Source organism: Terrisporobacter vanillatitrophus (genome assembly GCF_051148895.1).
In the GTDB taxonomy this organism is placed as follows: Bacteria; Bacillota; Clostridia; order Peptostreptococcales; family Peptostreptococcaceae; genus Terrisporobacter; species Terrisporobacter vanillatitrophus.
The window spans coordinates 3548418-3575178 of sequence record NZ_CP154625.1 but is presented as its reverse complement, the minus strand read 5'-3'; the positions used below and the strand labels follow the sequence as shown (position 1 = coordinate 3575178).

The following is a 26761-nucleotide window of genomic DNA, read 5'->3' as shown; positions in this document are numbered from 1 at the left end:
AAACGAAAAATAAAAATTTTATTTAATTTTAAATAATTATAAATGTAAAATATATTAAAAAATATTATAATATAAATATGCTATTTAATGGAAGTATTAATTATGTTTCCTAGACACATCAGGGGGGGAGTATTATGAGGAACAAAAGAAAAAGTACAGAATTAGTTTCACCTATAGGTAAATACTGTACAGCGATTGATTTAAAAAATTTAAGTAAAGAGTATGTTGAAACAAAATTATCACCATTTGCATCTTATAAAGGGGACAATCATAAGGTTAATAGACCCAAGAGGACTACATCAAAATCAGAAGTAGATTTTTTATTAGAAAAGGGTCATATTGGTGAGGTTGAAAAGATGATATTATTTGCCATTAATAATTTAGTTTTTGCAACTTCTTTACAAATTACTACGTACCTAAATAAAGGTGAGGCGAAAATAGAATCAAAATCTGTAGCTCGAAAACTAACAAGATTGAAGGAAAAAAGTTTTATAAAACAAATTGAGTTTGTATCAGAAAATAGTACGAGTTCATATAAAGCGTACTACTTAGGTTATCATGGAATAGGACTTTTAAGAGCATTAGATAGGAAAACATATTCGCAAGGATATGTAAGTGAAATTAAAACTGCAAAAATTAAGTGTTTACTAGCATCAAATCAACTATTAACGCAAGTGATGGATAAAGATACAGAGTTTAAAGTATCCAAAATAATTTTAAATGAAAATATAAGAAATTGCATAGTGAGACCTCAGTCAATATTAACTAGTAATGGAAAAACATATTTAGTTGAAGTTATTAGAAAAACAGATAACTGGGACGAAGAATTTTTAAACAAATTACGTAGGTATGAGAATGTAATTGAGCATTATGATAATTTAAATATCAAATTTAGTGATAGACCAGGCTTAATAGTACAAGGAGAATCTTATGATCATATGTTAGAAATTATGAGTATGATTAAAAGCAGACAAGAGGAAGTTAATATAAAGATAATATTTACTTACGATAGAATATTACTATATAACTTAGAAGAAGCATTCTTTGCATTAGAGGAAAAGCAAAGTAAAAAGAACTTATTTTCATTCTTATTTAAATGATAATAAAAATATCACCATGGATAAATTTTATTCATGGTGATATTTTTATTATTAAAATCTTTTTTAAATTTTAAACTGTTATTATTTAAAAATAAGAGTATGTTATTTTCTAATAAACTAAAGTAAATATTTTTGAAAAATAGAATAAAAAGCATATATAGCTAAAATTCTACATTCATTCATAAAAAATTTACATTAAATTCATATTAATAAGGTATTATTAAAACATAGAAAGACTAGCTTAATAATTTACTTAAATACCCGTATAATGATAGATTCCCTCACACTCTTTTATCTATCATTATAAACCTTAAGCCCTGTACCCTCGTAGCAGGGCTTTATTTTTTTATAGAAATTTGTATCTTGGTTTTTTTTCTTTAAAAATAACATATCTTAATAAATCATCCATATATATGGCGAAAAGTGACAAAAAAAACCAAGCAATAGAACTATTTAATGATATTTGGCCTAAATAATTATATTTTAGTTGTGAATAATCCCATACATTTAATAATAATATTCTATTTATTATAATTCCTGAAATCAATTCTACAATATCAACAAGAAGTACAGAAATTAACATTTGAAGTAATAAAGGAATTTCTTTATTTGATAACTCATTTATAGATCCTATAAGTATAAAGCAAAGACCACCTACTATTACCATTGAAAAATGGGAATATCCTCTATAAGCAATTTCAATGAAATAATAGGTGATACCTCCTATGAGAAATAATGTTAAATATTTTAGTGTGGTATTTAAAATTTTCATAGATTTTACTCCTTATAAATTTGTTAATATTAGTAATTATTTTTTCTAACCAATGAATTAACATACATGGCAAAATAAGTAATAAGTTTTGTTTAGATAAAATAAATAAGGGGTAAATATATATTACAAAAGACAATCAGGAGGTAATTGTAATGTCAGATAGAATAGTATGCGATTGCATGGGAACTTCATTAGAAGATATAAAAAGTGCTGTAGCTAGAGGAGCTAAAACAGTAGACGATATAAAAGAAATCACTGAGGCGGGAACAATCTGTTGTGGATGTGATTGTGAAATTGAAGAAGCACTTAATGAAGTATTATAATGATTAATACATAGTACTCAAGGGACTTTAAAGTCCCTTTAGTACTATGTATATATAAATTAAAAACATATATTAAAAATCATACAAAAACTACCCTAAAATCAATGAATTATTCTGGTAATTTAAGGATATTTATATGTAAATACTTGGTAAAAAGTTCTGCTTTATAGCATGGTTAATTTCTCCAATTAAGTATTGAAGCCAACTTAAAAAATATGCTAAATATTCAAAATATAATAAGAAAATGATATGGATAATTTTTATTGGTGACATAAAATAAAGTTGTTTGATATTTTCACATAATTATTGTATAATAAATTCGTACTAAGGAATAGATGGGGAAAATGTTTTACTAGTGCAAAACATTTTATTATATATACAAAAGAGAGGGAAGATTAATATGTTAAAAGTTACTTTAAATGATGTAAAAAAAGCTCAAGAAACTATTAAAGGTGTAGTTAAAGAAACTCCTGTTTTAGAAAGCAAAACTTTAAGTGAAATGACAGGTGCAAACGTTTTTTACAAATGTGAAAACTTACAAAAGACAGGATCTTTCAAAGTAAGAGGGGCTGTTAACACAATAGCAAATTTAACTGATGAGCAAAAAGCGAACGGTGTTATAGCTTCAAGTGCTGGAAACCATGCTCAAGGTGTTGCATTAGGATCACAAATGACTGGGATAAAAGCTACAATAGTAATGCCTGCTACTGCACCTCTTGCAAAGGTTTCTGCAACTAGAGGATACGGAGCAGAAGTTGTATTAAACGGGGAAGTTTATGATGACGCTTATGCAAAAGCTGTAGAAATACAAAAAGAAACTGGTGCTACTTTCATACATCCATTTAACAACGAGTATGTAATGGCTGGCCAAGGAACAATTTCTTTAGAAATATTTGAACAATTAAATAATGAAGTAGACACTATACTTTGCCCAATTGGTGGTGGGGGAATAATAGCTGGTGTTGCAGTAGCTGCAAAAGCTTTAAACCCAAATGTAAAAGTAGTAGGCGTTCAAACTGCAAATATACCTTCAATGCAAGAATCAGTAAAAAATGGAGAAGTTACAACTGCTTTCCATGCTGCTACAATAGCTGATGGTATAGCTGTTAAAACTCCAGGAGATGCTACTTTTGAAATAATAAAAGAATTAGTTGATGAAGTAATAACTGTAACTGAAGAAGAAATAGCTCAAGGAATGTTATTCTTATTAGAACATCAAAAAATAGTTTCTGAAGGTGCTGGAGCAGTTTCAACAGCAGCCTTATTATCTAAAAAATATCAACCAGCTTCAGGGGAAAAAGTTGTTTGTATAGTTTCTGGTGGTAATGTAGATGTTAACACATTATACAGAGTTATAGGTGCAGGTTTAGCTAAAGAAGGAAGAAGATATTCATTCTCTACAATAATGACTGACAAGCCAGGTGGATTCTTACAATTAATAAAAATAATAAGCGAAAATAATGCAAATATATTAAATGCTAATCAAACAAGATTATCTTCTGGTGGAGCTATAGGAAAACAATCAGCAGAGTTCATACTTGAAACATTTGATCATGATCATATAGCTAAAATAAGAAGTGAAATAGAAGCAGCTGGATTTAAAGTAACTGAATTATAAAAATATATAGTTATTAGGGAATAAAATATAGATAAAAAGACTATCAATATGATAGTCTTTTTATTATTTAATATTTTTTATTATATTTAAAATATCATTTGATTCATAAATTTCCTACTAAATTATTTACTTACATTTCCTGCAACATTTAAAACATCCCATGTAGTTGCAAAGGGAGGTGCATAGCATAAATCTAGCATACCAAGTTGCTCTGTAGTCATACCTGCTGTAATGGCTGTAGCTATTACATTAGCTCTTTGAACAGCATCTTTATATCCAGCTATTTGACCTCCAAGGATAACTTTAGTTTTTGCATGATAAACTAATTTAACTAATAATTTTTCGCGACCTGGATAGTAGTGTGTTTGGTTATAATTAGTTATGCATTTAGTTTTGTAATCAATATTAAGTGACTTAGCTTTTTCTTCTGTAAGGCCAGTAACAGCAGCTTCCATATCTAAAACTTTTATACAACTAGAAGCTAAAGAACCAGGAAAAGAAGAATCCATTCCACCTAAATTTTCTCCTACAATTCTACCTAGTTTGTTTGCTCCAGTAGCTAAAGGAACGTACATATCTTCGTTAGTAACTATATTTTTTATAGTTGCACAATCTCCTGCAGAATAAACATCTTTAACTGATGTTCTACCATGCTCGTCAACTACTATAGCGCCATTATGAAGCATATCTATCTTTGTGTTTTTTAAGAATGAAGTATTAGGCTTTACACCTATGGCAATAACTACTAAATCAGTATCTATTTCACCATTATTCGTTATGATTTTTGTGATTTTATTATTTCCAACATATTCTTTAACAGTTTCACCAAGATGTAAATGTATATTATTTTTTCTTAATTCTTCTTCTAATAAATCCGTAATTTCTTTATCAAATACCTTATTTAAAACTCTATTACTTCTACCTACTAAATGAATATTTTTATTTAATCTTTTAGCAGCTTCAATAGTTTCTATTCCTATAAAACCAGCTCCTACGATAACTATATTGTTATTTGCTTCTTTATGCATTAACTCTCTAAGTTTTATGCCATCATTCATATCTTTTAAAGTAGTTAAATTTTCATATGTTTTATCAAAAGAAGGCATAATACTACTTGCTCCAGTGGCAATCATTAATTTATCATAATTATCTGTGAAAACTTCTTCAGTTAAAGAATCTTTTATAGTAAGAATTTTGCTATCAGTATTAATATCTATAACTTCTTTAAAAGTTCTTAAATCTATTCCTGATTCTATGAATTTTGACTTTTCTCTTGCAATCATCATATTAGAATCCTGGAAAAATCCGCCCACATAATAAGGAAGACCGCAAGCTCCAAAAGACACTATATCAGTTTTTTCATATACTATAATCTCATAATCAGGCTTTATTCTTTTTAATTTTGCAGCAGCAGACATACCTGCAGCTACAGCTCCTATTATAACAATTTTCATTTTTATCTCCTTTAGGTGTAAATTATTATATTTATTTTATCATTATGATAATACCCTGAAAAGAGCATAAATAATCTAATTACAAGATTTATATAAGAAAAATATAATAAATTAAGATATCTTAATTTAAAAAGCTATATCAGAACAATAAATTTGCTTTGATATAGCTTTTTATATCTTATGAAATCTATTTATATTTATTAATTGAGCTTACTAGATGTTCTAATTTGAATTTAGGATAGATAGGCTTTTTATTGTATATTAAAGAATTTTTTCTATATTCATTATATTGTTGTGTATCTTCTTCAAAATACTCATTAATTCCAATTTGTAACATATCTTCTTCACTATGAAAGTTCATATACTTTAGATAATCATCAATTAAAGAAGGTTTATCTTCAATTAATTTCATGAATTTTTCTTGTATGACTCTTAATTGGTTTAGTAAGCCTTCTGTTGCTTTGTGAATTTCATCGTTAAGGTATTTAACATCTCTTACTGAATTAGTAAGGTCATTCATTACATAATATTGAGCATCTCTTATTCTTCTTGTATAAACTTCTGACAAGAAAAATAACTCACCTAAATATTTTTCGTCTTCAAAAAATCCAGGTACTAGTAATCTTATAGATGATAGATCTGATTTTTTACCAATTATTAATTGAGTCCCATGATTAAATATGATTTTTAATGGGAACTTAAGATCATCTATATTAGCTTCTTCTTTTAGGATACCATCTTCAACAATAAATAGCTTACTATTTTGGAAGATAACAAAGCTAGAATTATAGTTGTAATATAAGGTTTTTGTAGGAACCTTATCTCCAAAATTAAAACTACGAATTCCTTCAGTACATTTAGCTACACACCCATTGTTGCTTAAAATAGGATAATAAAAACAATCAAACTTCATAACTCATCAACCACCCTTATAAAAAATAAAAAAATATATCTAACATAATTATATCATTTACAACTAACAAATGTGAAAAAATTACCAATTATTCTAAAAAGTCATCAATGAAAATAAAATACAAGGAATTACTTAAAATATACAAAATACAAAATATTTAAAACATCAAAAACATATTATTCATAGGATATAAATGCAAATAATAATGAAATAATAGTATATTATATCATTAAGAATGTTATTGTATTAACAATGTGAAATTTAACTTGACTAAACAGGAAAAGTTTCCTATAATAATAGTTGCCTTGGTTAACTATTATTATGGATAACTAAAATAAACGGAAAGGGATGAAAGAAATGAGTACGCTACAAAAAAAATCTAAAGAGTTTTTAGATTCTATAGGAAAAATAAAAAAGCTAGGTCATAAACATAAAAAATCTCAAGAATTTCAACCGGGTATGCTTATGACAATGAAGGTTATTTATAATGATTGTTTAAGTAATAAAGAAGATGCAAATTATTATGGGATGAAAACATCGCAATTAACGAAAGATTTGTGTATTACGAAGCCGGCTACATCAAAGATGTTAAATGTTATGGAGGAAAAAGGATATATTGAAAGGGTTTCTAACAAAAGTGACAGAAGAGTTGTATATGTTAAGCTAACTAAAGAAGGAGAGGAGTTTCTAAAGGATCAAAATAGAAAATTTGAAAACTTTACTTGTCAAGTAATCGAAAAAATGGGGGAAGAAGATACAGATAATTTAATACGTCTGTTTGGAAAACTTTATGATGTTATAGAAGAATTACAGTCGGAGAAATAAAATCATAAAAATGAAGAAAGGGAGAGAAGATGTTAAAAATATTTAAGCATTTAAAAAATTCAAGTTTTATAATTTTTATTATTATATTACTTTTAGCAGGCCAAGCAAGTTGTGAACTATCTTTACCTACTTATACTTCAAATATTATTAATATAGGTATACAACAAGGAGGAATAGAAAATTCTGTTCCAGAGGTAATAAGAAAAAGTCAAATGGATAAACTTTTTATTTTTATGAGCGATAAAAATAAAAATACTATAGTAGATAATTATAAATTATTAAGTAAAGATTCTTTAAGTAGCGATGAATTTAATAAATACAAAGAATCATATCCAGCCTTAGATAAAGAAGATTTATATTTATTAAATACAGATAAAGAAGATACCTTATCAAAATTGGATAATCTACTTGGTAAGCCAGAATTAATTCTATATGGATTAGAAAGCGATGATGAATCAAGTAAAATGATTCAAGAACAAATGAAAAAGAACATGACATCTAATATGGCATCACAAAACATTCCGCAAGGTAATGTGCCGAATTCTTCAATGAATACTAATTTAGAAAATATGGATACGTTTACTATATTAGAGTCGATGACAAAAGATCAAAGAAATGACATGATTAAAGAAATTGATAAACAACTTGTTGATTTACCAGATGCAATGATCAGTCAGGGTGCTGTATCTTTTGTTAAGAATGAATACAGTGAAATTGGTATAGATACTGGAAGTCTCCAAACAAAGTACATACTTACTACAGGAGCAATAATGATTGGAATTACTGTATTAAGTGTGATAGCAGCTATTACAGTAGGATTTTTAGCATCAAAGGTAGGTGCATCTTTAGGTCGTACTTTAAGATCTAAAACATTTGAAAAAGTAATGAGATTTTCTAGTAAAGAAATGAATGAGTTTTCCACAGCATCATTAATAACACGTAGTACAAATGATATACAACAAATACAACAAATGATGGTTATGATGTTAAGAATGGTATTTTATGCACCATTTATGGCCCTTGGAGGTATATACAAAGCACTGAATACAAATACATCAATGGCATGGATTATAGGTGTGGCAGTTGTAGGTGTTGTTATAATAGTAGGAATATTATTCTCAACAGTAATGCCTAGATTTAAATTATTACAAAACTTAGTAGATAAATTGAATTTAGTAACAAGAGAAATACTAACAGGACTTCCTGTTATACGTGCATTTAGCACAGAAAGATTTGAAGAAAAAAGATTTGATGAAGTTAATACAGATTTAACTAAAGTAAATATGTTTGTTAATAGAATGATGTCTTGTATGATGCCAACTATGATGCTTATTATGAACGTTATATCAGTATTAACAGTTTGGGTAGGTGCAAAAAATATCGATACTGGAGCAATGCAAGTTGGAGATATGATGGCATTTATTCAATATACAATGCAAATAGTAATGTCATTCTTAATGATATCAATGGTTTCTGTTATGTTGCCAAGAGCAGCAGTTTCAGCAAAACGTATAAATGAAGTATTAGACAAAGATATAATAATTAAAGAAGATAAAAATCCTAAATCTTTTGATAGCAATAAAAAAGGTTTGGTTGAATTTAAAAATGTTTCATTTAAGTACCCAGATGCAGATGAAAAGATATTACATGATATTAACTTTACTGCAAAACCAGGTGAAATAACAGCATTTATTGGAAGTACGGGAAGTGGTAAGTCTACACTGATTAATTTAATACCAAGATTTCATGATGTTACAGAAGGTGAAATTAAAGTTGATGGAACTAATATAAAAAATGTATCGCTTCGTGACTTAAGAAAAAAAATTGGTTATGTTCCGCAAAAAGGAGTATTATTCTCTGGAACAATTGATTCAAACTTAAGATATGGTAAAAAAGATGCTACAGAAGAAGAAATAATAAAAGCAGCAAGAATAGCTCAATCAATAGATTTTATAAATGATAAGGAAGATAAATTTGATTCTGAAATAGCCCAAGGTGGATCAAACGTATCAGGTGGTCAGAAACAAAGATTATCTATTGCCAGGGCAATAGCAAAAGATCCAGAAATATTTATATTTGATGATAGTTTCTCTGCTCTAGATTTTAAAACAGATGCAAAACTTCGTAAAGAATTAAAGACAGAAACTAAAGATAGTACAGTTTTAATAGTTGCTCAAAGAATAAATACTATTTTAGATGCAGATCAAATCGTAGTATTAGATGAAGGAAAAGTAGTTGAAATAGGAACGCATAAAGAACTTCTAAAAAATTGTGAAATCTATAGAGAAATAGCATTATCACAACTTTCAAAGGAGGAGTTAGAAAATGAGTAGAGAAGGAAATAGACCAAGAGGACCAAGAGGACCTATGGGTGGTCATGCAATGGGAGGACCAGTAGAAAAAGCAAAAGACTTCAAAGGAACAATGAGAACACTAATGTCTTATCTAGCTGAATATAAATTATCAATAATAATAGTATTTATATTTGCCATAGGAAGTGTTACATTTTCAGTAATTGGCCCCAAAATATTAGGTAAAGCTACTACTGAAATATTTAATGGATTGGTTGGTAAAGTATCTGGGGAAGGTACTGGAATAGATTTTGAAGCTATAAAAAGAATATTAATAGCTTTAGTTATATTATATATAGTAAGTGCTGTATTCTCATTTGTACAAGGGTATGTAATGAGTAGTATTTCTCAAAAAGTGGCATATAACCTTAGAGATGAATTAGTGAAAAAAATAAATAGATTACCTATGAAATATTTTGATACAAAAACTCATGGAGAAGTATTATCAAGGTTCACAAATGATATAGATACTTTAGCAATGAGTTTAAATCAAAGTTTAACGCAAATAATAACATCTGTTACTACTTTAGTAGGAGTATTAATAATGATGTTAACTATAAGTGTACTTATGACTGTTAGTGCATTAGTAGTTATACCAATATCATTATTTATAATTTCTTTTGTTATTAAGAAATCTCAAAAATATTTTAAGAGTCAACAAGAATACTTAGGTCATGTTAATGGTCAGGTGGAAGAATTATACGGTGGTCATACAGTAGTTCAAGCTTTTAATGTAGAAGAAGAATCTATAAAAGAGTTTAATAAAATTAATAATAAATTATATGATTCAGCATGGAGAGCTCAATTTTTATCAAGTACAATGCAACCTATAATGATGTTTGTTGGAAATTTAAGTTATGTTGTTGTTTCAATACTTGGTGGATACTTAGTTATAAAAAATAGAATTGAAGTAGGAGATATACAGTCATTTATTCAATACGTAAGAAGTTTTAATCAACCAATAGCACAAATGGCTCAAATATCAAATCAATTACAATCTACTGCAGCCGCAGCTGAGAGAGTATTTGAATTCCTAAATGAAGAGGAAGAAGATGTAACTGTAGAAAATCCTGTAAGTATAGAAGGATTAGAAGGTAGAGTTGATTTTGAAAATGTTAAGTTTGGATATGATAAAGATAGAACTATAATTAAAGACTTTACAGCTCATGTAAAACCAGGACAAAAAGTTGCCTTAGTTGGACCTACAGGAGCAGGTAAAACAACTATGATAAAACTACTAATGAGATTTTATGACGTAAACTCTGGAGCTATACTTGTAGATGGTCATGATGTTAAAGATTTCAACAGAGGTGAGCTTAGAGAATTATTTGGAATGGTTCTTCAAGACACTTGGTTATTTAGTGGTTCAATAAAAGAAAATATTAGATATGGTAGATTAAATGCCAGTGATGATGAAGTAATAAATGCGGCTAAAGCAGCTCATGTTCATCACTTTATAAAAACTTTACCAGATGGATACAATATGTTATTGAATGAAGAATCAAGTAATATATCACAAGGTCAAAAACAATTATTAACTATAGCTCGTGCCATATTGGCAGATCCTAAAATATTAATATTAGATGAAGCGACAAGTTCTGTTGATACAAGAACTGAACTTTTAATACAACAAGCTATGGATAATTTAATGGAAGGAAGAACTAGTTTCGTAATTGCCCACAGATTATCTACTATAAGAAATTCAGATTTAATATTAGTTATTAATGATGGAGATATTGTTGAACAAGGAAGTCATGAAGAATTATTAGCAAAAGATGGTTTCTATGCAAATCTATATAATTCGCAATTTGCAGATAAAGAAGCTATGTAAATATAATTATATATAAAGAACAAAAGAGGCTGTCGCATAAACGATTGAAAAATCGTTGGGCGATAGCTCCTTTTTACTTATTTAAAACTCAAAACTACTGAAAATAATTTTATTTCACTTATATTTACTAAAAATAAGCATGACAAATAAAGGTATTTGAAATACCGTTTTTTTAGCTATCTATATTAAAATTAAGCGATTTTCTTTAAAGGATGAAGGGATGTTTTACATTTTCCATTTTGTATTTTATTATGCAATTTATTTATGTTATAAGCCATTCCTAATAAAATACATTCCGCTAAAATATTTTTTTCACCTTTACATAAAAACCTTCTAAATTCCATGTTTTGTTTTATTTGAGCGAATGCTCCTTCGGCTTGAATACTTCTATTCATTCTTAGTTGAATACCTTCGGTACTCACTATTCTTTGTAAATTTCCTTTACGTTTTTCATTAAATACTTTTGAAATATTAAGTTTTTTAGTTCTATCTTCTAAAGGAGTTTTACAGTTATTTCCTTTAATGCATTTAGTTTTAAATTGACATCCTTTACAATCTTCGCACATATAACAAGTTATTTCACACTTGTATCCAGTTGTACTTTTTCTGGTTTTTGTGCTAGTAACAGTTAATTTCTTATTGTTTTTACATAGATAATAGTCATCTTTATCGTTGTAAGACATATTATCCATTCTACCAATATCATTTTTATATTTTCTTGTTTTACTAATTTCATAATTAGCTGGTTTTATAAATGATTGTTGTCCATTTTTTTCTAGATGTACATAGTTTTCTTCACTTTCATATCCTGAATCAGTTATTACTTTAGGATATTTAAAACTTAAATATGACTCTGCATTTTGTAAAAATGGTATTAGAGTAGTTGTGTCAGCTGGTTGAGGTCCTGCACTTATCCAGACTATATATTCAGAATCAACTCCAAACTGAACGTTGTAAGCAGGTTTTAATTGACCATTTTTCATATGATCTTCCTTCATTCTCATGAAAGTGGCATCTTTATCTGTTTTAGAGTAGCTATTACGTTCACCCATTATATGTAAATCTTTAGTGTATTTTTTTAATCTATCAATATAGCTATCTAATTCTTCAATAGATTTTTGAATAGGCGATTTTCTTTTACCTTTACCATAAACAAATACAACATCTTCTTCATTTGCTATTTTCTTAAGTTTTTTTAGTAATTTTTTTAGATGATGCATTTTGATTTTGTTTTTATAAATTAATTTGATACCAAAATCTTGTTCACATTTTAAAACGAAATTAGGTATTTTATCCATCATTTTTTGCATATTTTTTGTTACAGCTTTTTTCCAAACAAAAGTATATCTATTAGATGACGCTTCTATTTTAGTACCATCTATAAATATTGTTTCTTTTGAAATTTCATTTTTATCTGCAAGCATATTTGCTAATTGGGCAAGTAATTCTTCAGATACTGGTGCGAAATGTATACTACGAAATCTGGCAATTGTTGAATGATCTGGAGCGGAGGCTCCGCCTAAAAGATACATAAAATTAACATCTCTTTTGCATGCATTTTCTATTTTTCTTGAAGAATATAAGCTATTCATATATCCGTAAACAATGATTTTTAACATTTCTCTTGGGGTTATTGTATTTTCTCTAATTCGAGAATAAGTCTGATATAACTTTTCTAAATTCATCTCCTCTATAGTTTGACTTAATAACCTCACTGAATCATCTTTTGGAATTAAATAATCAATCTCTAGTGGTAATTTTAATTGATAATTATCACCATACTTAGTATAATCAATTTGTATAATATTTTGTTTGGTCATAAAATAATTATACAAAAATCCCAAGATCTTTTGAACTTGGGATTTATTTTTTTATGCAAAAAGGGCATCGCCCTATTTTTTTAGTGCGACAGCCCCTTTTTTATTTTTAAAAATATAAAGAACATGTATATAAGGAAAAAAGTACCTAAATTATTATTTAGTTTTGTATAATAAAATTATACTTATTTTGACTATTGCATCAATATTAGTATTATTAGTAGTACCTATTGTGAAAAATAATATATCAGTGGAAGTTTATGTAAGAGAAAAAGGTGTAAATATCAAGCATTATGTTATTTAGTTGAAAATAATGATTAAAAGATAGGAGGCAATATGAAGATATTAATTGATGGAGATGGATGTCCAGTAATAGATTTAACAATAAAAGTATCAAAACAATTTAATATAGATGTTATTATAATGTGTGATACTTCTCATGTTTTCAATAAAGAAGGAGCAAAGACAATGGTATTTTCAAAAGGAGCAGATTCTGTTGATTTTGCCCTTATAAATTATGTTCAAAAAGAAGATATTGTTATAACTCAAGATTATGGTTTAGCAGCAATGGCCATTAATAAAGCATCTTATGTTATAAATCAAAATGGTTTAATCTATAACAATGACAATATGGATAGGTTACTTTATAGCAGACATATATCTAAAAAAATTAGAAAAAGTGGGGGTAGAGTTAAAGGGCCTAAGAAAAGATCTAGCGAAGATAATATTAATTTTGAAAAGACTTTAGTTGAAGTTTGCAGAAAAATCTTAAAATAAACAGATGTATGAAAATAGTAATAATAAATAAACTAATACTATTTTTGTTTTAACTAATTTTTTATTTATAAATCTACTAAGTTTGGAAAATATAGATTATATAAGGAAGGTGATAATTTGTTATTTGAAAATAAACATTTAGTAATTAAGAGTATTGAAAGTAATAAAGAAGATAAACTATATGACTTTTCTGTGGATATAAAAGACTTTTATACACCCAATATTAATATTAAATTTGATTATGAAAAGCAAAAAATAGTATCCGTAGGAATAGATAAAGATGAAGATGATAATGAACCGAAAAATCACGTTGCTTACAAGTTGATAGATTTATGTAAGCATGATTTATGCATCAAATTAAAATTTATGATTGATCATAATTAAAAAACCTATCTGAAATTAGATAGGCTTTTTATATTAAACTTATTCTAAAACTCTTCTAGGAATTTTATATTTAATGTCACTTTCAATTTCTTCTAAGGTTCTAGTATTTTTAGGGTCAACAAACATACAAGTATAACCATCTTCTCCAGCTCTACCAGTTCTACCTATACGATGAATATAATCTTCGCTAGTTTCTGGTATATCATAGTTGTAAATATGGGTAATACCAGTAATATCAAGGCCTCTAGAGGCTACATCCGTAGCAATTAGATACTGAATATCAGCTTTTCTAAAAGATTTCATTATTCTTTCACGCTTAGGTTGAGAAATATCGCTATGTAATTTTTCACAATTATAGCCATCAATAGAAAGAGCCTCTTCTAAAGCATCAACTCTTCTTTTTGTTCTACAGAAAATAATTGCCATAAATGGATTATCTTCATTTAACACTTTACATAAAGCTTCTTTTTTATGTCTATCTGTAGTTTCTACAACTTCCTGTCTAATACTGTCTAAAGTTATTTCTTTACTCTTTATTGTTATTTCAACAGGCTCCTTTGTATGTCTGAAAGCTAATTTCTTTACATCAGAATCCATTGTAGCTGAAAAACATAAAGTTTGTCTTTTTTTATTAGTTTCTTTTATAATAGCTTCCATTTCATTTTTGAATCCCATTAAAAGCATTTGATCAGCCTCATCAATAACAAGAGTTTTTAACTTACTAAGATTTACAGAATCTCTATCTAAATGATCTAAAAGTCTACCTGGAGTAGCAATTATTAAATGAATATTTCTTTTTAGTTTATTTAATTGAGATTTTATATCTTTACCTCCGTAAGCAGCTAATATATTTATTTCTTTAGCTTTATTTAATTTTTGAGCTGCTTCACTTATTTGAATAGCAAGTTCTCTAGTTGGAGTAATAATTAATCCCTGAATATTATTTTCTTTTGGATTAATATTTTCAAACATTGGTAATAAGAAAGCAAAAGTTTTACCTGTACCAGTTTGAGATTGAGCAATTATATCTTTTTTATTTAAAATTAAAGGAATAGCTTCTTCTTGTATAGGTGTAGGAGCTTTTATTCCCATTTGATTTAACTCATTTACTAAGTCATTACCTATGCCTAATTCTTTAAAATTCATATTTACGACCTCTCTTTATAAATTTTACTTCTCTAAATTTTGAGCAACAAATATATCTAAGGAAAAGTTCCCATATATTAGTTTAAATCATAGGAAAGATATATAGTGTGTAAAGGGAAGTTAATTTTATATATTTTTTATCTAACTTATAATATCACATTGCAAGAATAAAATCCTACGTGAATATAAATTAAATATTATTATTTTAATATTTAACCAAGAAGATACTCTTAATTCATAGAAAAACAAAATAATATTTTGAAAATTAATAAAAAAGGTTGAATTTTAGACTAATTTTTAGAATGATTTTACTTGTAAATTACAAGGAATTTCGTTGGAAATAAAGAAATTATCTTATATTGAAGGAAATAAAAATGAATAGAGGTGTAATAAAATGGGATTATTTAAAACAAAATCACAAGATGGTTGGAAAGTTAATTATATTAAAGAGTTTAATGAAATGAGAGATACTTACGAAGAAAAATTAAGAGTAAAACAAATGGAAATAGAGAGTTTAAAAGAAGAGATTGAGCATTTAAGATTGTTAAGAAACAATCTGAAACCAAAAGAAAAACAAATTAAGGATTCAGATATTGAGCAGATAAAAGAATTAAGAAATAACGGACTTAGTTACAGAGAAATATCAAAAGAAACTTCATGGAGTAAAGCAACGGTTTGTAGAGTTTTAAATGGATTATATGACTAATTAAAGACTTAAATTATTATGATTTTATATTTCTATATATTACTAATACTGTGCTATAATGAATACTATACAAAATAAATTGTGGGTGATATGTTTGAATATAAAAGAAGATAGATATATTTCTAAAAATAAAGAATATGTTTTAGATGCTATTATTTTGATGGTTATAGTACAGATTGCTAGGGTAATTATAAAATATATATTTTTAAGTCAGTTAAACTTCACATTAGAAAATGTTAATATTGCTAATATTATATCTATTATGTTAGTTGGCATAAGTGTCTCTCTTATTTTAAGAGGAAATGATTTATTCAACCCGCCTGGACAAAGGTTGGTTAAGTTAAATAACAGATATAATAATAAATATATAAGATTAATATTAGGTGGGACAGCTTTATGTGCAATATGTGTATCACCATATTTTTATGGTGGATATGTATCATCTAATTTAATAATACTTACATTAGCTTTAATAGCTCAACCTATATTTGAAGAAGTGATTTTTAGAGATTATGTATGGAACTATATTGGAAGTTTTCAAAAGAATGAAAAAAAAGTCTTAATAATTGTAAGTTTGTTATCAGCTCTATTTAAAACAGGTTACTGGGACATAGTAAGCCAGAACTTAAGTGTAGTTGGGAGTTCATTTTTTACAATAGATATAATTATTTCGAAAGTATTTTTTGGTTTAATAATAGCTTTTATACTTGGAATAGTTAAAATAAAATATAAAGATACTTATTTATGTATATTTGTACATAGTTTGATAAATGTTTTTTTTGCAAGATAAGTTTTTAATAAATATGGAATAACTAAAATGACTTGATAAAATAATAAGTAAAAGGAAGATCATCATTGTGAGTTCGCTTATACTTATAGATTTCTTATATTAATAAAATAAATAAGAAACTATTGAAATATCTACATAAATTAGATATTATTAGAGAGCTCATAAGCTCTCTTTTTTAAATTGAATAAGAAAGGAAGAAAATTATGGACAACTTAAAAAAATATAGAAATGAGATAGATGAAATAGATAAGCAGATAACTGAATTATTTGAAAGACGTATGGACGTATCAAAAGAAATAGCAAGATGCAAAAAAGAGCAAGAAATAGGAACTTTAAATGCTAAGAGAGAAGAAGAAGTTATCCAAAAAAATTTATCTTATTTAAAAAATAAGGATTATAGATTTGTATTAGAAGGATTTTTTAGAAATTTAATGAATTTAAGCAAACTAATACAAAATGAAGAAAATCACCGCTAAATAGAGGGAGGCAAACTATGATTGTAGTAATGGACAAAAACTACACTAGTGACGATATAAATCAAGTAGTAAATTGTATAACAAATAAAAATTTAGGAGTTAATGTCTCAAAAGGAAAACACAACTGTGTTATAGGAATATTAGGAGATACAGTAGAATCTGGCTTAGAAGAAGTTAAAGATTTAAAATGTGTATCAAAAATATTAAAAGTTCAAGAGCCATATAAAAAAGCAAATAGATTATTTCATCCAGAAGATACTATTGTAAATATAAATGGCAATAAAATTGGAAATAAACACCTTGGTATAATAGCTGGACCTTGTGCTGTGGAAAGTGAAGATCAAATTGTTGAGATTGCAAGAAAAGTAAAAAAAAGTGGAGCTAACTTTTTAAGAGGAGGAGCTTTTAAACCAAGAACATCTCCGTATAGTTTCCAAGGGTTGGAATTAGATGGACTTAAATTAATGGAAATTGCAAAGAAAGAAACAAACCTTCCTATTGTGTCTGAACTTATGTCAATTAGTTATTTAGATGAATTTATGAATACTGTTGATGTAATACAAATTGGCGCAAGAAATATGCAAAACTATGATTTATTAAAACAAGTAGGAAAAACTGATAAGCCAGTAATATTAAAAAGAGGGCTGTCTTCAACAATAGAAGAATGGCTTCTTAGTGCAGAACATATTATGGCAGGTGGAAATGAAAATATAATTCTATGTGAAAGAGGGATAAGAACTTTTGAAACTTATACTAGAAATACTTTAGACTTAAGTGCTGTTCCTGTAGTAAAAAAACATTCACATTTACCAATAATCGTAGATCCAAGTCATGGAACAGGAAGCAATGAATATGTGGAATCTATGGCAAAAGCAGCTATAGTTGCAGGATGTGATGGCCTTATGATAGAAGTTCATAATAATCCTCAAAAGGCTCTATCTGATGGACAACAATCAATAACACCTGAACAATTTGATAAACTTATGAAAAAAATAAAAATAATTTCTAGTTTAGAAGATTAAATATAAAAAAAGGAGCGAATGCTCCTTTTTTATTGAAACTATTTACAACTTAATATGGATATTAAATCATTTGGAGTATTAATCACAGCTTTTAACACTGTATCAGGGTATGGTTTCTTTCAAGTAATTCAGTAATTCTTCTAATATGATTTTACATTTTAATAATTAAAGTAAATAATTTATCCCTAAGATTAAATAATATTAAAAACAAATATTATTTTAGGAGTGAAAAATGAAGAATAAAAGAAAAATAATTAGTATTTTATTGTCTATTATTATAGTATTTTTTCCTGTATTGTCTATTTCAAAAGAAAATAAAAATTACCTTTTGAACTATGATAAAAAACAGATATCTTTAGATTACTTCTCACAAATATGCTTAACACCAGGTGAAAATGAGAGCATGCTTAATTTTTCTTGGTATAGCAAATCTTCTAATGGAGCAAGTAGAATAAAAATTTGGGAAAATGGTGAAGAAGAAAGAATATTTGAAGGGAAAAGTATTGATATAGGTAATGGGTTTATAAGTAATAAGGTTACGGTTACCAGCTTAAAAGAAAATACAACCTATAACTATTCATATGAGTGGGATGGACTATGGAGTCAACCATTAGAATATAAAACACAAGATTTTCAAAATTATACTTTTGTATTTATGGCAGACCCACAAATTGGAGCTTCATCAAAAAAAATGAAATCTAATGAAGAAGGAATAGAAAAGGACGCTTATAATTGGAATAAAGTTATAAAAAAATCATTAGATAAAAGTAATAATCCTAGCTTTATAGTATGTGGTGGAGATGTAACTAATTCAAAAGAAGATAGTTATGATTTAGCTAGAACATATACAAGTAATCTAGAGTACTCTGGTTTTTTATCGCCTAGTTACTTACGACATATACCAATTGCAAATGCCGTTGGAAACCACGATAAAGATAATGAGAACTTTTACAATCACTTTAATATGCCAAACTTAACTGATTTAGGAGAAACTATAGCAGGAGGAGATTATTACTTTACTTATGGCAATACTTTATATTTATTTATAAATACAAATAACTTAAATATATTACAACATAAAAAATTTATTGATGAAACTGTAGAAGAAAATAAAAATATGAAATGGAAAATTGCAGTATTTCATCATGATATTTATGGTGGTGGACAACATAAGGATGATAAGGATATAAAAATATTAAGACGAGAAATGCCACCAATATTAGAAGATAATAAAATTGATTTAGTTTTATGTGGTCATGATCATATATACTCAAGAACCTATCCACTGAAAAATAATAAAAAAATAATGGATTTTACAGAGGAAAGGCTGGGAAACTCAAAAGAAAAAGTAGATATAATAAAAAATAATAAAGGAATAACTTATATAACAGGAAGTTCTTCTACAGGAAGTAAGTTTTATAAACAAGATAAAAATAAAAGTAAGTATATTAAAAAAATTTATTCTGAAGAAATACCAACGTATACTGTAATTGAAATTAAGCAGAACTTAATAAATATAATTACTTATGAAGTAAATAGAGATAAACCTGTTGATAATAAAATAACTATACAAAAATAATTTATATAAATTTTGCTATTGTGTCATAATAAAATGAAATAATTATGCTTCATTGTGGTTTGTTATTTGGACATGGTATATAATTATAAATATATTACAAAAATATATTTAAGGGGGGTTATATAATGAAAGAAAAAGTTGCAGAAGTACTAGAAAAAGTTAGACCTGTTTTACAAAGAGATGGTGGAGATGTGGAATTAGTAGAAGTTAGTGATGATGGGGTTGTTTTAGTTAGACTAAAGGGAGCGTGTTCTGGATGTCCAGGTGCTACTATGACTTTAAAAGCAGTTATAGAAAACCTATTAGTTAAAGAAGTTCCAGGAGTTACAAAAGTAGTAGGAGTATAAATTATATTTATATATATGAAAGGGACTATCGCTGAACAATTTTTTTATTGTTCGTGCGACAGCCCCTTTATTTTTTATATGAAAAGAATTACTATTTTTAATAAAGAGGTTAATAATAATTTAGTCAAAGGAGTGATTAAAATGAGAATAGGAACTTCTATGTCAACTAAAAAATTAGATGAGGCATGCGTTAATGAGTACAGAATGCCTTTAATTCTTATGATGGAAAATGCCGTACTTTCAGCAATTAAACATTTAGATATGAACGTATATAATAAGTATGTAGTTGTTAGTGGTGTGGGAAATAATGGCGGTGATGGTCTAGGAATAGCAAGACAATTAAAAGCTAGAAAAAAAGAAGTAAATGTATTTATAGTTGGAAATATGGAAAAAATCACACCATGTTCAAAAACTAATTTAGAAATACTTAAAGCTATGAATATACCTTATATAATAATAGACACAAAGGACGAAAATATTAATCTTTTAAAAAAGTTAGAATCAAATATTAAAAATAGTCATGTATTAGTTGATTGCATTTTTGGTACCGGACTAGAACGAGAAATTAAGGGGATTTTTAAAGATGTTATAAATATTATAAATGAAAATAAGAATTTAGTTTATTCCATAGATGTGCCATCGGGAATAAATGCAACTACAGGTGAAATTTTAGGAGTATGCATAAAGGCTGATAAAACTATATCATTTGAGTTTTATAAAAGAGGGTTTTTAAAATACGAAACAAAAGAATATATTGGAGATATAGTAGTAGAACATATAGGAATACCAGAAGATATATTAAAAAAATATGATGATAATGAATATATTACTTCTATGAATTTTGTTAAAAATAATATAAAAGATAAAAATAAATTTGATTTTAAAAGTGATTTTGGAAAGGTTACGATTTTTGCAGGTTCAAAAGGATTTTCTGGAGCAGCCTTTATAGCCAGTGAGGCTGCTATTAAAAGTGGTAGTGGTCTAGTTACCTTAGTTTGTGATGAAGATATTCAAGATATAATAAGTTCAAAACTAAGTGAAGGTATGACTGCGAATTATAAAGAAGAAGATCGAATAAATAAATTAATTAAAACTTCTAAGGCAATAGGATTTGGTTGTGGAATGGGAGATAATGAGACAACGCTAGAACGATTACAATATGTTTTAAATAATAGTGATTGTCCAGTAGTAATTGATGCAGATGGAATAAATGTATTAAAAAATAATATAAGTATATTAAAAAAATATAAAAATAGAATTATAATAACACCTCATCTAGGTGAAATGTCTAGATTAATAGGCAAATCAATTTCATACATAAAAGACAATAGACTAGATGTGGCAAAAGAATTTGCAAAGGAAAATAATATAATAGTTCTACTTAAAGGATATGAAACTATTATTACAGACGGTAAAGTTACATATATAAATCCAACAGGTAATAGTGCAATGGCTAATGGAGGTATGGGAGATTGTCTACTTGGCATGATAACTTCCTTTGTTGGTCAAGGAATAGGATTATTTGAATCAGTGATATGTGCAGCCTATATACATGGCTACATAGGTGATATTTTATCTAAAAAAATATATACAGTAAATGCAACTCATATCATAGAAGAAATTCCTGTTATTATGAAAGCATTTAATATTGAAATTAATTTGTAACTATTACCAATATTTATATTGTTATACTAGTATAAAGTAAATGAATTTCTAAATGGAGAAGAGGGATATTATGAATACAGTTTGGTTAATTGTTGCAGTAGCATTTGGAATAGCTGAATTAATGACAACAAGTTTAACTCTAGTATGGTTTAGTATAGGTGCTTTAATTTTAATGGTTTTAAGCACTTTTATAGAAAGTATAATAATTCAAATTGCATTATTTGCGGCTATTTCAATTACTTTATTAGTTATATTTACAAAGTATTTTGTAGATAAAGATAAGACATTTAAATATAATACAAATTTACAAGGAATAGAGCAAAAAAAAGGTGTAGTTAAAGTAGAAATACTTCCTTATATGACAGGTATTGTAACATTGACGGGAGAAGATTGGACTGCAATATCAGAGAATAATGAAAAAATTGAAGCTGGACAACTGGTTAAGGTAATAAGAATAGAGGGTGTTAAACTAGTTGTAAAACCTACTGATAATCAAGAAGAGAAGTAAATAATAAATTTAACTATAAATTAATAAAAAGGAGAAAAGTGTATGATAAAATTAGTAGTTATAATACTAATAGTAGTAGTATTAAGTTTAAGTTGTGTGAAAGTTATTAAACAATCAAAAGTTGGTATAGTAATGAGACTTGGTAAGTTCCATAAAAAAGCTGATACAGGTGTTCATTTCTTAATACCATTTTTAGATCAAATGGCATATGTTATTGATTTAAGAGAAAATGTTGTTGATTTTCCACCACAAGCAGTTATAACAAAAGACAATGTTACTATGCAAATAGATACAGTAGTTTATTTCCAAGTAACTGATCCTATTAGATATGTATTTGAAATAGCAAATCCAATATCTGCTATAGAAAACTTAACTGCCACAACTCTTAGAAATATAATTGGTGAGTTGGATTTAGATGAAACTTTAACATCTAGAGATTTAATCAATACAAAGATGAGATCTATACTAGACGAAGCAACTGATAAATGGGGTATAAAAGTCAACAGAGTAGAACTTAAAAACATAATGCCACCACATGATATACAAGTTGCTATGGAAAAACAAATGAGAGCAGAAAGAGAAAGAAGAGAGTCAATACTTCAAGCAGAAGGAAATAAGGCAGCATCAATACTTCAAGCAGAAGGAGAAAAGCAATCAGCAATACTTAGAGCAGAAGCTAAAAAAGAGGCTATGGTTAGAGAAGCAGAAGGGGAAAAAGAATCTCGTATACTTAGAGCAGAAGGTGAAGCTGAATCTATAAGACAAATTGCACAAGCTAATGCAGAAGGTGAATCTACTATAATTAAAAATGTATTCAAAGCAATGAAAGAATCTGATATTGATGATAATATGTTAGCACTTAAGTCTATGGAAGCGTTAGAAAAACTTGCAGAAAGTGATTCTACTAAGCTAGTACTTCCATCAGAGGCAGTTAATTTCTTAGGTTCTTTTAAAGGAATTAAAGAAGTCTTAAGTAGCGATAAAAATAATAAATAATTAACTAAAATACTCTAGAGATATGTATCTATAGAGTATTTTTTTATTTAAAAAGCTGTACAATTAAAAAAATATATATGGAAATTTTTACTGAATTAATATACAATTAATCTTAAAAAAAAATAATTGTTAGCTTAAGGACGAATTATAATTCGTATAAATTAAAATAAAGAATCTGTTAAATCAGTAATAAAAAAAGGGGGATTCATATTTTAATAGAAGTATAAGTATAATAAGATACACAAAATATTAGCATTTAGGGGGGATTAAAATTAAATATTTAGACATAATTACAAAAGAAAAAATAGACAATTTTATTTCGGGAAATTCTTTAGATAGTTATAAATTTCTTGGAAATCATAAAGCAGAGGATAAAGATGAAGTTGGAAAGTCTTTTGCTGTATGGGCACCTAATGCAAAAGCTATATATTTAGTAGGAGATTTCAACGGTTGGAATGAAACATCTCATCCTTTAGAAAATATGTATGACAGTGGTATTTGGTCAATATTTACTACTGATTTAGAGGAAGGAGATATTTATAAATACAATGTGATTGGATGTGATAATGTAAGTAGATTAAAATCAGATCCATATGGTACCTTTTCTGAATTGAGACCTAAAACAGCATCAATAGTGTATGAAGGAAAAAATTATGATTGGAAAGATGAAAAATATTTTGAAGAGAAAAATAAAAAGGCACTTAATAATGAGCCCATGAATATATATGAGGTTCACCTTGGTTCTTGGAAGAGAAAATGGGATGGAAAGTTTTTCTCTTTTGAAGAATTATATGAAATGATTGATTATGTAAAAAATATGGGTTATACACATATAGAATTGATGCCCATAACAGAGCATCCCTTAGATATGAGTTGGGGGTATCAGACGATAGGATATTATGCAACTACAAGTAGACATGGCAATCCAAATGAATTTAAAGCTTTTATAGATAAATGTCATGAAAATAATTTAGGGATTATATTAGATTTTGCATACAGTCATTTCTGCAAGGATATTCATGGTTTATATAGATTTGATGGCTCACCACAATTTGAATATGCAGATCCACTAAAGGCAGAAAATTTAGGTTGGGGAACAGTTCATTTTGATTTAGGGAAACCTGAGGTTAATAGTTTTTTGCTATCAAATGTAATGTATTGGTTTAAAGAATTTCATGTGGATGGCATTAGAGTAGATGCTGTTAGTTCTATTTTATATTTGGACTATGATATAGGTGATTGGAGACCGAATCAATATGGAGGAAGAGAGAATATAGAAGGAATAGATTTTCTAAGACGATTAAATAAAGTTATATATGAAAATATAAAAAATCCATTAATTATAGCTGAAGAATCAACATCATGGCCAATGGTTACCTCACCTACTTATTTAGGTGGATTAGGATTTAGCTATAAATGGAATATGGGATGGATGAATGATACTTTAAAATATATGGAGATGAATCCTATATATAGAAAGCATCATCATAATTTAATAACTTTTTCATTCATGTATGCATTCTCAGAAAACTTTATTTTACCACTTTCTCATGATGAAGTTGTTCATGGTAAAAAATCATTATTGGATAAAATGTCAGGGGATGAATGGCAAAGATTTGCTAGTTTAAGATTACTATATTCTTATTACATGATACATCCAGGTAAAAAACTATTGTTTATGGGTGGAGAATTTGGTCAAGGGCTTGAATGGAGATATGCTTATGGCTTGGAATGGCAGTTATTAGATAGAGAGCAACATGCTAAAACTAAAGCTTTTGTAAAGGACTTAAATTATTTTTATATAGCTGAAAAATCTTTATATGAGGTGGACAATTCTTATAAAGGATTTGACTTTATTGATCCACATAATGAAGAAAAAAGTATAGTCACATTAATGAGAAAAGGTAAGGATGAAGAAGAATTTATCATAGTTGTTTTAAACTTTACACCTGTTGTTTATTATGATTACAAGGTGGGGGTTCCTTATTTAGGTACATATGAAGAAGTATTTAATAGTGATGATGAGAAATACTGGGGATCTAATCAAACTATGAAAAATGCTGATTTATTTGCTGTAGATGAGAAATGGCATAATAAACCTTATCATATAAAAATAAAAGTACCACCATTAGGAGCTACTTTTATAAAGCTTAAAATAAATTAAGATATTAATTGAACTTGAATAAGGGGGAATCTGAATGAAACAAGAGGTACTAGCAATGATTTTAGCTGGGGGGCAAGGCTCAAGGTTGGGCGTTTTTACAAAAAGAATAGCTAAGCCAGCAGTATCATTTGGGGGAAAGTATAGAATTATAGATTTTGTTTTAAGCAATTGTTCTAATTCGGGGATAGATACAGTTGGAGTACTTACACAATACAGACCGAGAATATTAAACTCCCATATTGGAATGGGAAGTCATTGGGATTTAGATAGAATAAATGGTGGGGTATATATACTTCAACCATATATGGGTGAAAAAGAAGGCCATTGGTTCAATGGTACAGCCAATGCAATATATAACAATATGAACTTTATAGATGATTATGATCCAGAATATGTATTAATTTTATCTGGCGATCATATTTATAAAATGGATTATAGCAAAATGTTGGAGTTCCATAAGGAAAAGACAGCAGAAGTTACAATAGCAGTTATAGAAGTTCCGTGGTATGAGGCAAGTAGATTTGGAATAATGAATGCAGATGATAATAAAAAAATATACGAATTTGAAGAAAAACCACAAAATCCAAAAAGTAACTTAGCATCTATGGGTGTATATATATTTAACTGGAAGACATTAAGAGAATATTTTTTAAGAGCTAAAAAAACAAAAGAATGCTTTGATGATTTTGGAAAAGATGTAATACCAGCAATGTTAAAAGATAATAAAGAAATGTATGCCTATTCTTTTAAAGGTTATTGGAGAGATGTAGGTACTATACAAAGTTTATGGGAAGCCAATATGGACTTAATTAAAACTCCAGAAGCTATAGACTTAAGTGATTCAAATTGGGCTATATATACAAATACTATGGACCTTCCTCCACAATACATTGGTGAAAATGCCAGTATAAAAGAAGCTTTAATAGCAGATGGTTGCTCAGTTCTAGGAACTGTTGAAAATACAGTTTTATCACATAAGGTTGATGTTGGAGAGGGAAGTATCATTAGAAATTCTGTAATAATGCCAAATGTTACTATAGGTAAAAATGTAGTAATAGAAAAAGCAATGATAGCAGAAGGAGCAGTAATCAATGATAATGCAGTAATAAAAAGTGATACTAATGAAATAAGTGTTGTATCAGAATATGAGGTAGTTAATGCTAAAAAAAAGGTTGAAGCTTAAAAGGAGAAAGATAT

25 protein-coding genes are annotated in these 26761 nt (G+C 27.5%); 20 read left to right on the top strand and 5 right to left on the bottom strand.

All coding sequences use genetic code 11. The features are described 5' to 3' along the window. The first annotated feature begins 134 nt into the window (after positions 1-134). Positions 135-1100, top strand: a complete 966-nt coding sequence (locus tag TVTCOM_RS17480; protein WP_434797528.1) for a replication-relaxation family protein — start codon at positions 135-137, stop codon at positions 1098-1100. A 346-nt stretch (positions 1101-1446) separates the two neighbouring features. Here the strand turns inward: TVTCOM_RS17480 and TVTCOM_RS17475 are convergent, their stop codons facing one another. After that, positions 1447-1872, bottom strand: a complete 426-nt coding sequence (locus TVTCOM_RS17475) for a putative ABC transporter permease (protein ID WP_434797527.1) — start codon at positions 1870-1872, stop codon at positions 1447-1449. A gap of 152 nt (positions 1873-2024) precedes the next feature. Here TVTCOM_RS17475 and TVTCOM_RS17470 point away from each other — a divergent pair, with 152 nt between their 5' ends. Both TVTCOM_RS17470 and ilvA read left to right on the top strand, forming a co-directional pair. Next, positions 2025-2195: a (2Fe-2S)-binding protein gene (locus tag TVTCOM_RS17470; protein WP_434797526.1), complete on the top strand. Its 171-nt coding sequence runs from the start codon at positions 2025-2027 to the stop codon at positions 2193-2195. Between the two features lie 400 nt (positions 2196-2595). After that, complete coding sequence (ilvA, locus tag TVTCOM_RS17465) at positions 2596-3813, top strand: threonine ammonia-lyase (protein ID WP_434797525.1); 1218 nt, start codon at positions 2596-2598, stop codon at positions 3811-3813. 122 nt (positions 3814-3935) lie between these two features. Here ilvA and TVTCOM_RS17460 read toward each other — a convergent pair whose 3' ends face one another. Together TVTCOM_RS17460 and TVTCOM_RS17455 are read right to left on the bottom strand one after the other, a co-directional pair. Beyond that, entirely contained in the window at positions 3936-5267 is a 1332-nt protein-coding gene (locus TVTCOM_RS17460; protein WP_434797524.1) for a CoA-disulfide reductase, read from the bottom strand. A gap of 187 nt (positions 5268-5454) precedes the next feature. Then, a complete protein-coding gene (locus TVTCOM_RS17455) occupies positions 5455-6180 on the bottom strand; it encodes a hypothetical protein (protein WP_434797523.1) in 726 nt (241 codons plus the stop codon). A gap of 357 nt (positions 6181-6537) precedes the next feature. Between TVTCOM_RS17455 and TVTCOM_RS17450 the strand changes: the two genes are divergently transcribed. Genes TVTCOM_RS17450 through TVTCOM_RS17440 form a run of 3 tightly spaced genes read left to right on the top strand, consistent with a single transcriptional unit; the run spans position 6538 to position 11187 of the window. Next, on the top strand, positions 6538-7005 hold the full coding sequence (locus TVTCOM_RS17450) for a MarR family winged helix-turn-helix transcriptional regulator (protein WP_434797522.1): 468 nt from the start codon (positions 6538-6540) through the stop codon (positions 7003-7005). Between the two features lie 29 nt (positions 7006-7034). Beyond that, positions 7035-9338: an ABC transporter ATP-binding protein gene (locus TVTCOM_RS17445; RefSeq protein ID WP_434797521.1), complete on the top strand. Its 2304-nt coding sequence runs from the start codon at positions 7035-7037 to the stop codon at positions 9336-9338. Continuing rightward, positions 9331-11187 carry an ABC transporter ATP-binding protein gene (locus TVTCOM_RS17440; protein ID WP_434797520.1) on the top strand — a complete coding sequence of 619 codons (1857 nt, stop codon included), beginning with the start codon at positions 9331-9333 and terminating at the stop codon, positions 11185-11187. Before TVTCOM_RS17445 ends, TVTCOM_RS17440 begins: the two co-directional genes overlap by 8 nt. A gap of 191 nt (positions 11188-11378) precedes the next feature. Here TVTCOM_RS17440 and TVTCOM_RS17435 read toward each other — a convergent pair whose 3' ends face one another. Further along, positions 11379-13007: an IS1182 family transposase gene (locus TVTCOM_RS17435; RefSeq protein ID WP_434797079.1), complete on the bottom strand. Its 1629-nt coding sequence runs from the start codon at positions 13005-13007 to the stop codon at positions 11379-11381. A 163-nt stretch (positions 13008-13170) separates the two neighbouring features. Here TVTCOM_RS17435 and TVTCOM_RS17430 point away from each other — a divergent pair, with 163 nt between their 5' ends. The 3 genes from TVTCOM_RS17430 to TVTCOM_RS17420 all read left to right on the top strand — a co-directional run bounded on the left by TVTCOM_RS17430 (position 13171) and on the right by TVTCOM_RS17420 (position 14165). Further along, positions 13171-13308, top strand: coding sequence for a hypothetical protein (locus TVTCOM_RS17430; protein WP_434797519.1), 138 nt, complete (start codon positions 13171-13173; stop codon positions 13306-13308). Between the two features lie 32 nt (positions 13309-13340). Continuing rightward, entirely contained in the window at positions 13341-13781 is a 441-nt protein-coding gene (locus TVTCOM_RS17425) for a YaiI/YqxD family protein (protein ID WP_434797518.1), read from the top strand. Positions 13782-13898: 117 nt separating this feature from the next. Further along, positions 13899-14165: a hypothetical protein gene (locus TVTCOM_RS17420; protein ID WP_434797517.1), complete on the top strand. Its 267-nt coding sequence runs from the start codon at positions 13899-13901 to the stop codon at positions 14163-14165. A gap of 39 nt (positions 14166-14204) precedes the next feature. Here TVTCOM_RS17420 and TVTCOM_RS17415 read toward each other — a convergent pair whose 3' ends face one another. Next, entirely contained in the window at positions 14205-15311 is a 1107-nt protein-coding gene (locus tag TVTCOM_RS17415; RefSeq protein WP_434797516.1) for a DEAD/DEAH box helicase, read from the bottom strand. A 394-nt stretch (positions 15312-15705) separates the two neighbouring features. On the opposite strand from TVTCOM_RS17415, the gene TVTCOM_RS17410 reads away from it, so the two are divergent. From TVTCOM_RS17410 to TVTCOM_RS17360, 11 genes are all read left to right on the top strand, one after another. Then, positions 15706-16017 (top strand): helix-turn-helix domain-containing protein, encoded by a 312-nt coding sequence (locus TVTCOM_RS17410; RefSeq protein WP_434797515.1) that lies wholly within the window; start codon positions 15706-15708, stop codon positions 16015-16017. 94 nt (positions 16018-16111) lie between these two features. Further along, positions 16112-16807 (top strand): CPBP family intramembrane glutamic endopeptidase, encoded by a 696-nt coding sequence (locus TVTCOM_RS17405; protein WP_434797514.1) that lies wholly within the window; start codon positions 16112-16114, stop codon positions 16805-16807. Positions 16808-17010: 203 nt separating this feature from the next. Then, positions 17011-17283, top strand: coding sequence for a chorismate mutase (locus TVTCOM_RS17400; RefSeq protein WP_434797513.1), 273 nt, complete (start codon positions 17011-17013; stop codon positions 17281-17283). Positions 17284-17300: 17 nt separating this feature from the next. Continuing rightward, positions 17301-18305, top strand: coding sequence for a 3-deoxy-7-phosphoheptulonate synthase (gene aroF, locus TVTCOM_RS17395; RefSeq protein ID WP_434797512.1), 1005 nt, complete (start codon positions 17301-17303; stop codon positions 18303-18305). 232 nt (positions 18306-18537) lie between these two features. Next, positions 18538-19884, top strand: a complete 1347-nt coding sequence (locus tag TVTCOM_RS17390) for a metallophosphoesterase (protein ID WP_434797511.1) — start codon at positions 18538-18540, stop codon at positions 19882-19884. A gap of 125 nt (positions 19885-20009) precedes the next feature. Next, the gene (locus tag TVTCOM_RS17385; RefSeq protein ID WP_039678857.1) at positions 20010-20231 is read left to right on the top strand and encodes a NifU family protein; all 222 of its coding nucleotides are present in this window, start codon (positions 20010-20012) and stop codon (positions 20229-20231) included. Positions 20232-20372: 141 nt separating this feature from the next. Beyond that, on the top strand, positions 20373-21896 hold the full coding sequence (locus TVTCOM_RS17380) for an NAD(P)H-hydrate dehydratase (RefSeq protein ID WP_434797510.1): 1524 nt from the start codon (positions 20373-20375) through the stop codon (positions 21894-21896). A 70-nt stretch (positions 21897-21966) separates the two neighbouring features. Next, a complete protein-coding gene (locus tag TVTCOM_RS17375; protein ID WP_434797509.1) occupies positions 21967-22404 on the top strand; it encodes an NfeD family protein in 438 nt (145 codons plus the stop codon). A 42-nt stretch (positions 22405-22446) separates the two neighbouring features. Next, positions 22447-23400, top strand: a complete 954-nt coding sequence (locus tag TVTCOM_RS17370; protein WP_434797508.1) for an SPFH domain-containing protein — start codon at positions 22447-22449, stop codon at positions 23398-23400. Positions 23401-23665: 265 nt separating this feature from the next. Beyond that, on the top strand, positions 23666-25564 hold the full coding sequence (gene glgB, locus TVTCOM_RS17365) for a 1,4-alpha-glucan branching protein GlgB (protein WP_434799764.1): 1899 nt from the start codon (positions 23666-23668) through the stop codon (positions 25562-25564). 34 nt (positions 25565-25598) lie between these two features. Continuing rightward, positions 25599-26747 carry a glucose-1-phosphate adenylyltransferase gene (locus tag TVTCOM_RS17360; RefSeq protein ID WP_434797507.1) on the top strand — a complete coding sequence of 383 codons (1149 nt, stop codon included), beginning with the start codon at positions 25599-25601 and terminating at the stop codon, positions 26745-26747. Positions 26748-26761 lie beyond the last annotated feature (14 nt).

Excerpts from the sequence above, each read along its gene's own strand:
- TVTCOM_RS17425 (WP_434797518.1), top strand. The coding sequence starts at position 13,341 with ATGAAGATATTAATTGATGGAGATGGATGTCCAGTAATAGATTTAACA.
- TVTCOM_RS17375 (WP_434797509.1), top strand. The coding sequence starts at position 21,967 with ATGAATACAGTTTGGTTAATTGTTGCAGTAGCATTTGGAATAGCTGAA.
- TVTCOM_RS17445 (WP_434797521.1), top strand. The coding sequence starts at position 7,035 with ATGTTAAAAATATTTAAGCATTTAAAAAATTCAAGTTTTATAATTTTT.
- TVTCOM_RS17460 (WP_434797524.1), bottom strand. The coding sequence starts at position 5,267 with ATGAAAATTGTTATAATAGGAGCTGTAGCTGCAGGTATGTCTGCTGCT.
- aroF (WP_434797512.1), top strand. The coding sequence starts at position 17,301 with ATGATTGTAGTAATGGACAAAAACTACACTAGTGACGATATAAATCAA.
- TVTCOM_RS17435 (WP_434797079.1), bottom strand. The coding sequence starts at position 13,007 with ATGACCAAACAAAATATTATACAAATTGATTATACTAAGTATGGTGAT.
- ilvA (WP_434797525.1), top strand. The coding sequence starts at position 2,596 with ATGTTAAAAGTTACTTTAAATGATGTAAAAAAAGCTCAAGAAACTATT.
- TVTCOM_RS17410 (WP_434797515.1), top strand. The coding sequence starts at position 15,706 with ATGGGATTATTTAAAACAAAATCACAAGATGGTTGGAAAGTTAATTAT.
- TVTCOM_RS17415 (WP_434797516.1), bottom strand. The coding sequence starts at position 15,311 with ATGAATTTTAAAGAATTAGGCATAGGTAATGACTTAGTAAATGAGTTA.
- TVTCOM_RS17450 (WP_434797522.1), top strand. The coding sequence starts at position 6,538 with ATGAGTACGCTACAAAAAAAATCTAAAGAGTTTTTAGATTCTATAGGA.
- TVTCOM_RS17360 (WP_434797507.1), top strand. The coding sequence starts at position 25,599 with ATGAAACAAGAGGTACTAGCAATGATTTTAGCTGGGGGGCAAGGCTCA.
- TVTCOM_RS17370 (WP_434797508.1), top strand. The coding sequence starts at position 22,447 with ATGATAAAATTAGTAGTTATAATACTAATAGTAGTAGTATTAAGTTTA.
- TVTCOM_RS17455 (WP_434797523.1), bottom strand. The coding sequence starts at position 6,180 with ATGAAGTTTGATTGTTTTTATTATCCTATTTTAAGCAACAATGGGTGT.
- TVTCOM_RS17390 (WP_434797511.1), top strand. The coding sequence starts at position 18,538 with ATGAAGAATAAAAGAAAAATAATTAGTATTTTATTGTCTATTATTATA.
- TVTCOM_RS17480 (WP_434797528.1), top strand. The coding sequence starts at position 135 with ATGAGGAACAAAAGAAAAAGTACAGAATTAGTTTCACCTATAGGTAAA.
- TVTCOM_RS17380 (WP_434797510.1), top strand. The coding sequence starts at position 20,373 with ATGAGAATAGGAACTTCTATGTCAACTAAAAAATTAGATGAGGCATGC.
- TVTCOM_RS17385 (WP_039678857.1), top strand. The coding sequence starts at position 20,010 with ATGAAAGAAAAAGTTGCAGAAGTACTAGAAAAAGTTAGACCTGTTTTA.
- TVTCOM_RS17440 (WP_434797520.1), top strand. The coding sequence starts at position 9,331 with ATGAGTAGAGAAGGAAATAGACCAAGAGGACCAAGAGGACCTATGGGT.
- TVTCOM_RS17470 (WP_434797526.1), top strand. The coding sequence starts at position 2,025 with ATGTCAGATAGAATAGTATGCGATTGCATGGGAACTTCATTAGAAGAT.
- TVTCOM_RS17400 (WP_434797513.1), top strand. The coding sequence starts at position 17,011 with ATGGACAACTTAAAAAAATATAGAAATGAGATAGATGAAATAGATAAG.
- TVTCOM_RS17475 (WP_434797527.1), bottom strand. The coding sequence starts at position 1,872 with ATGAAAATTTTAAATACCACACTAAAATATTTAACATTATTTCTCATA.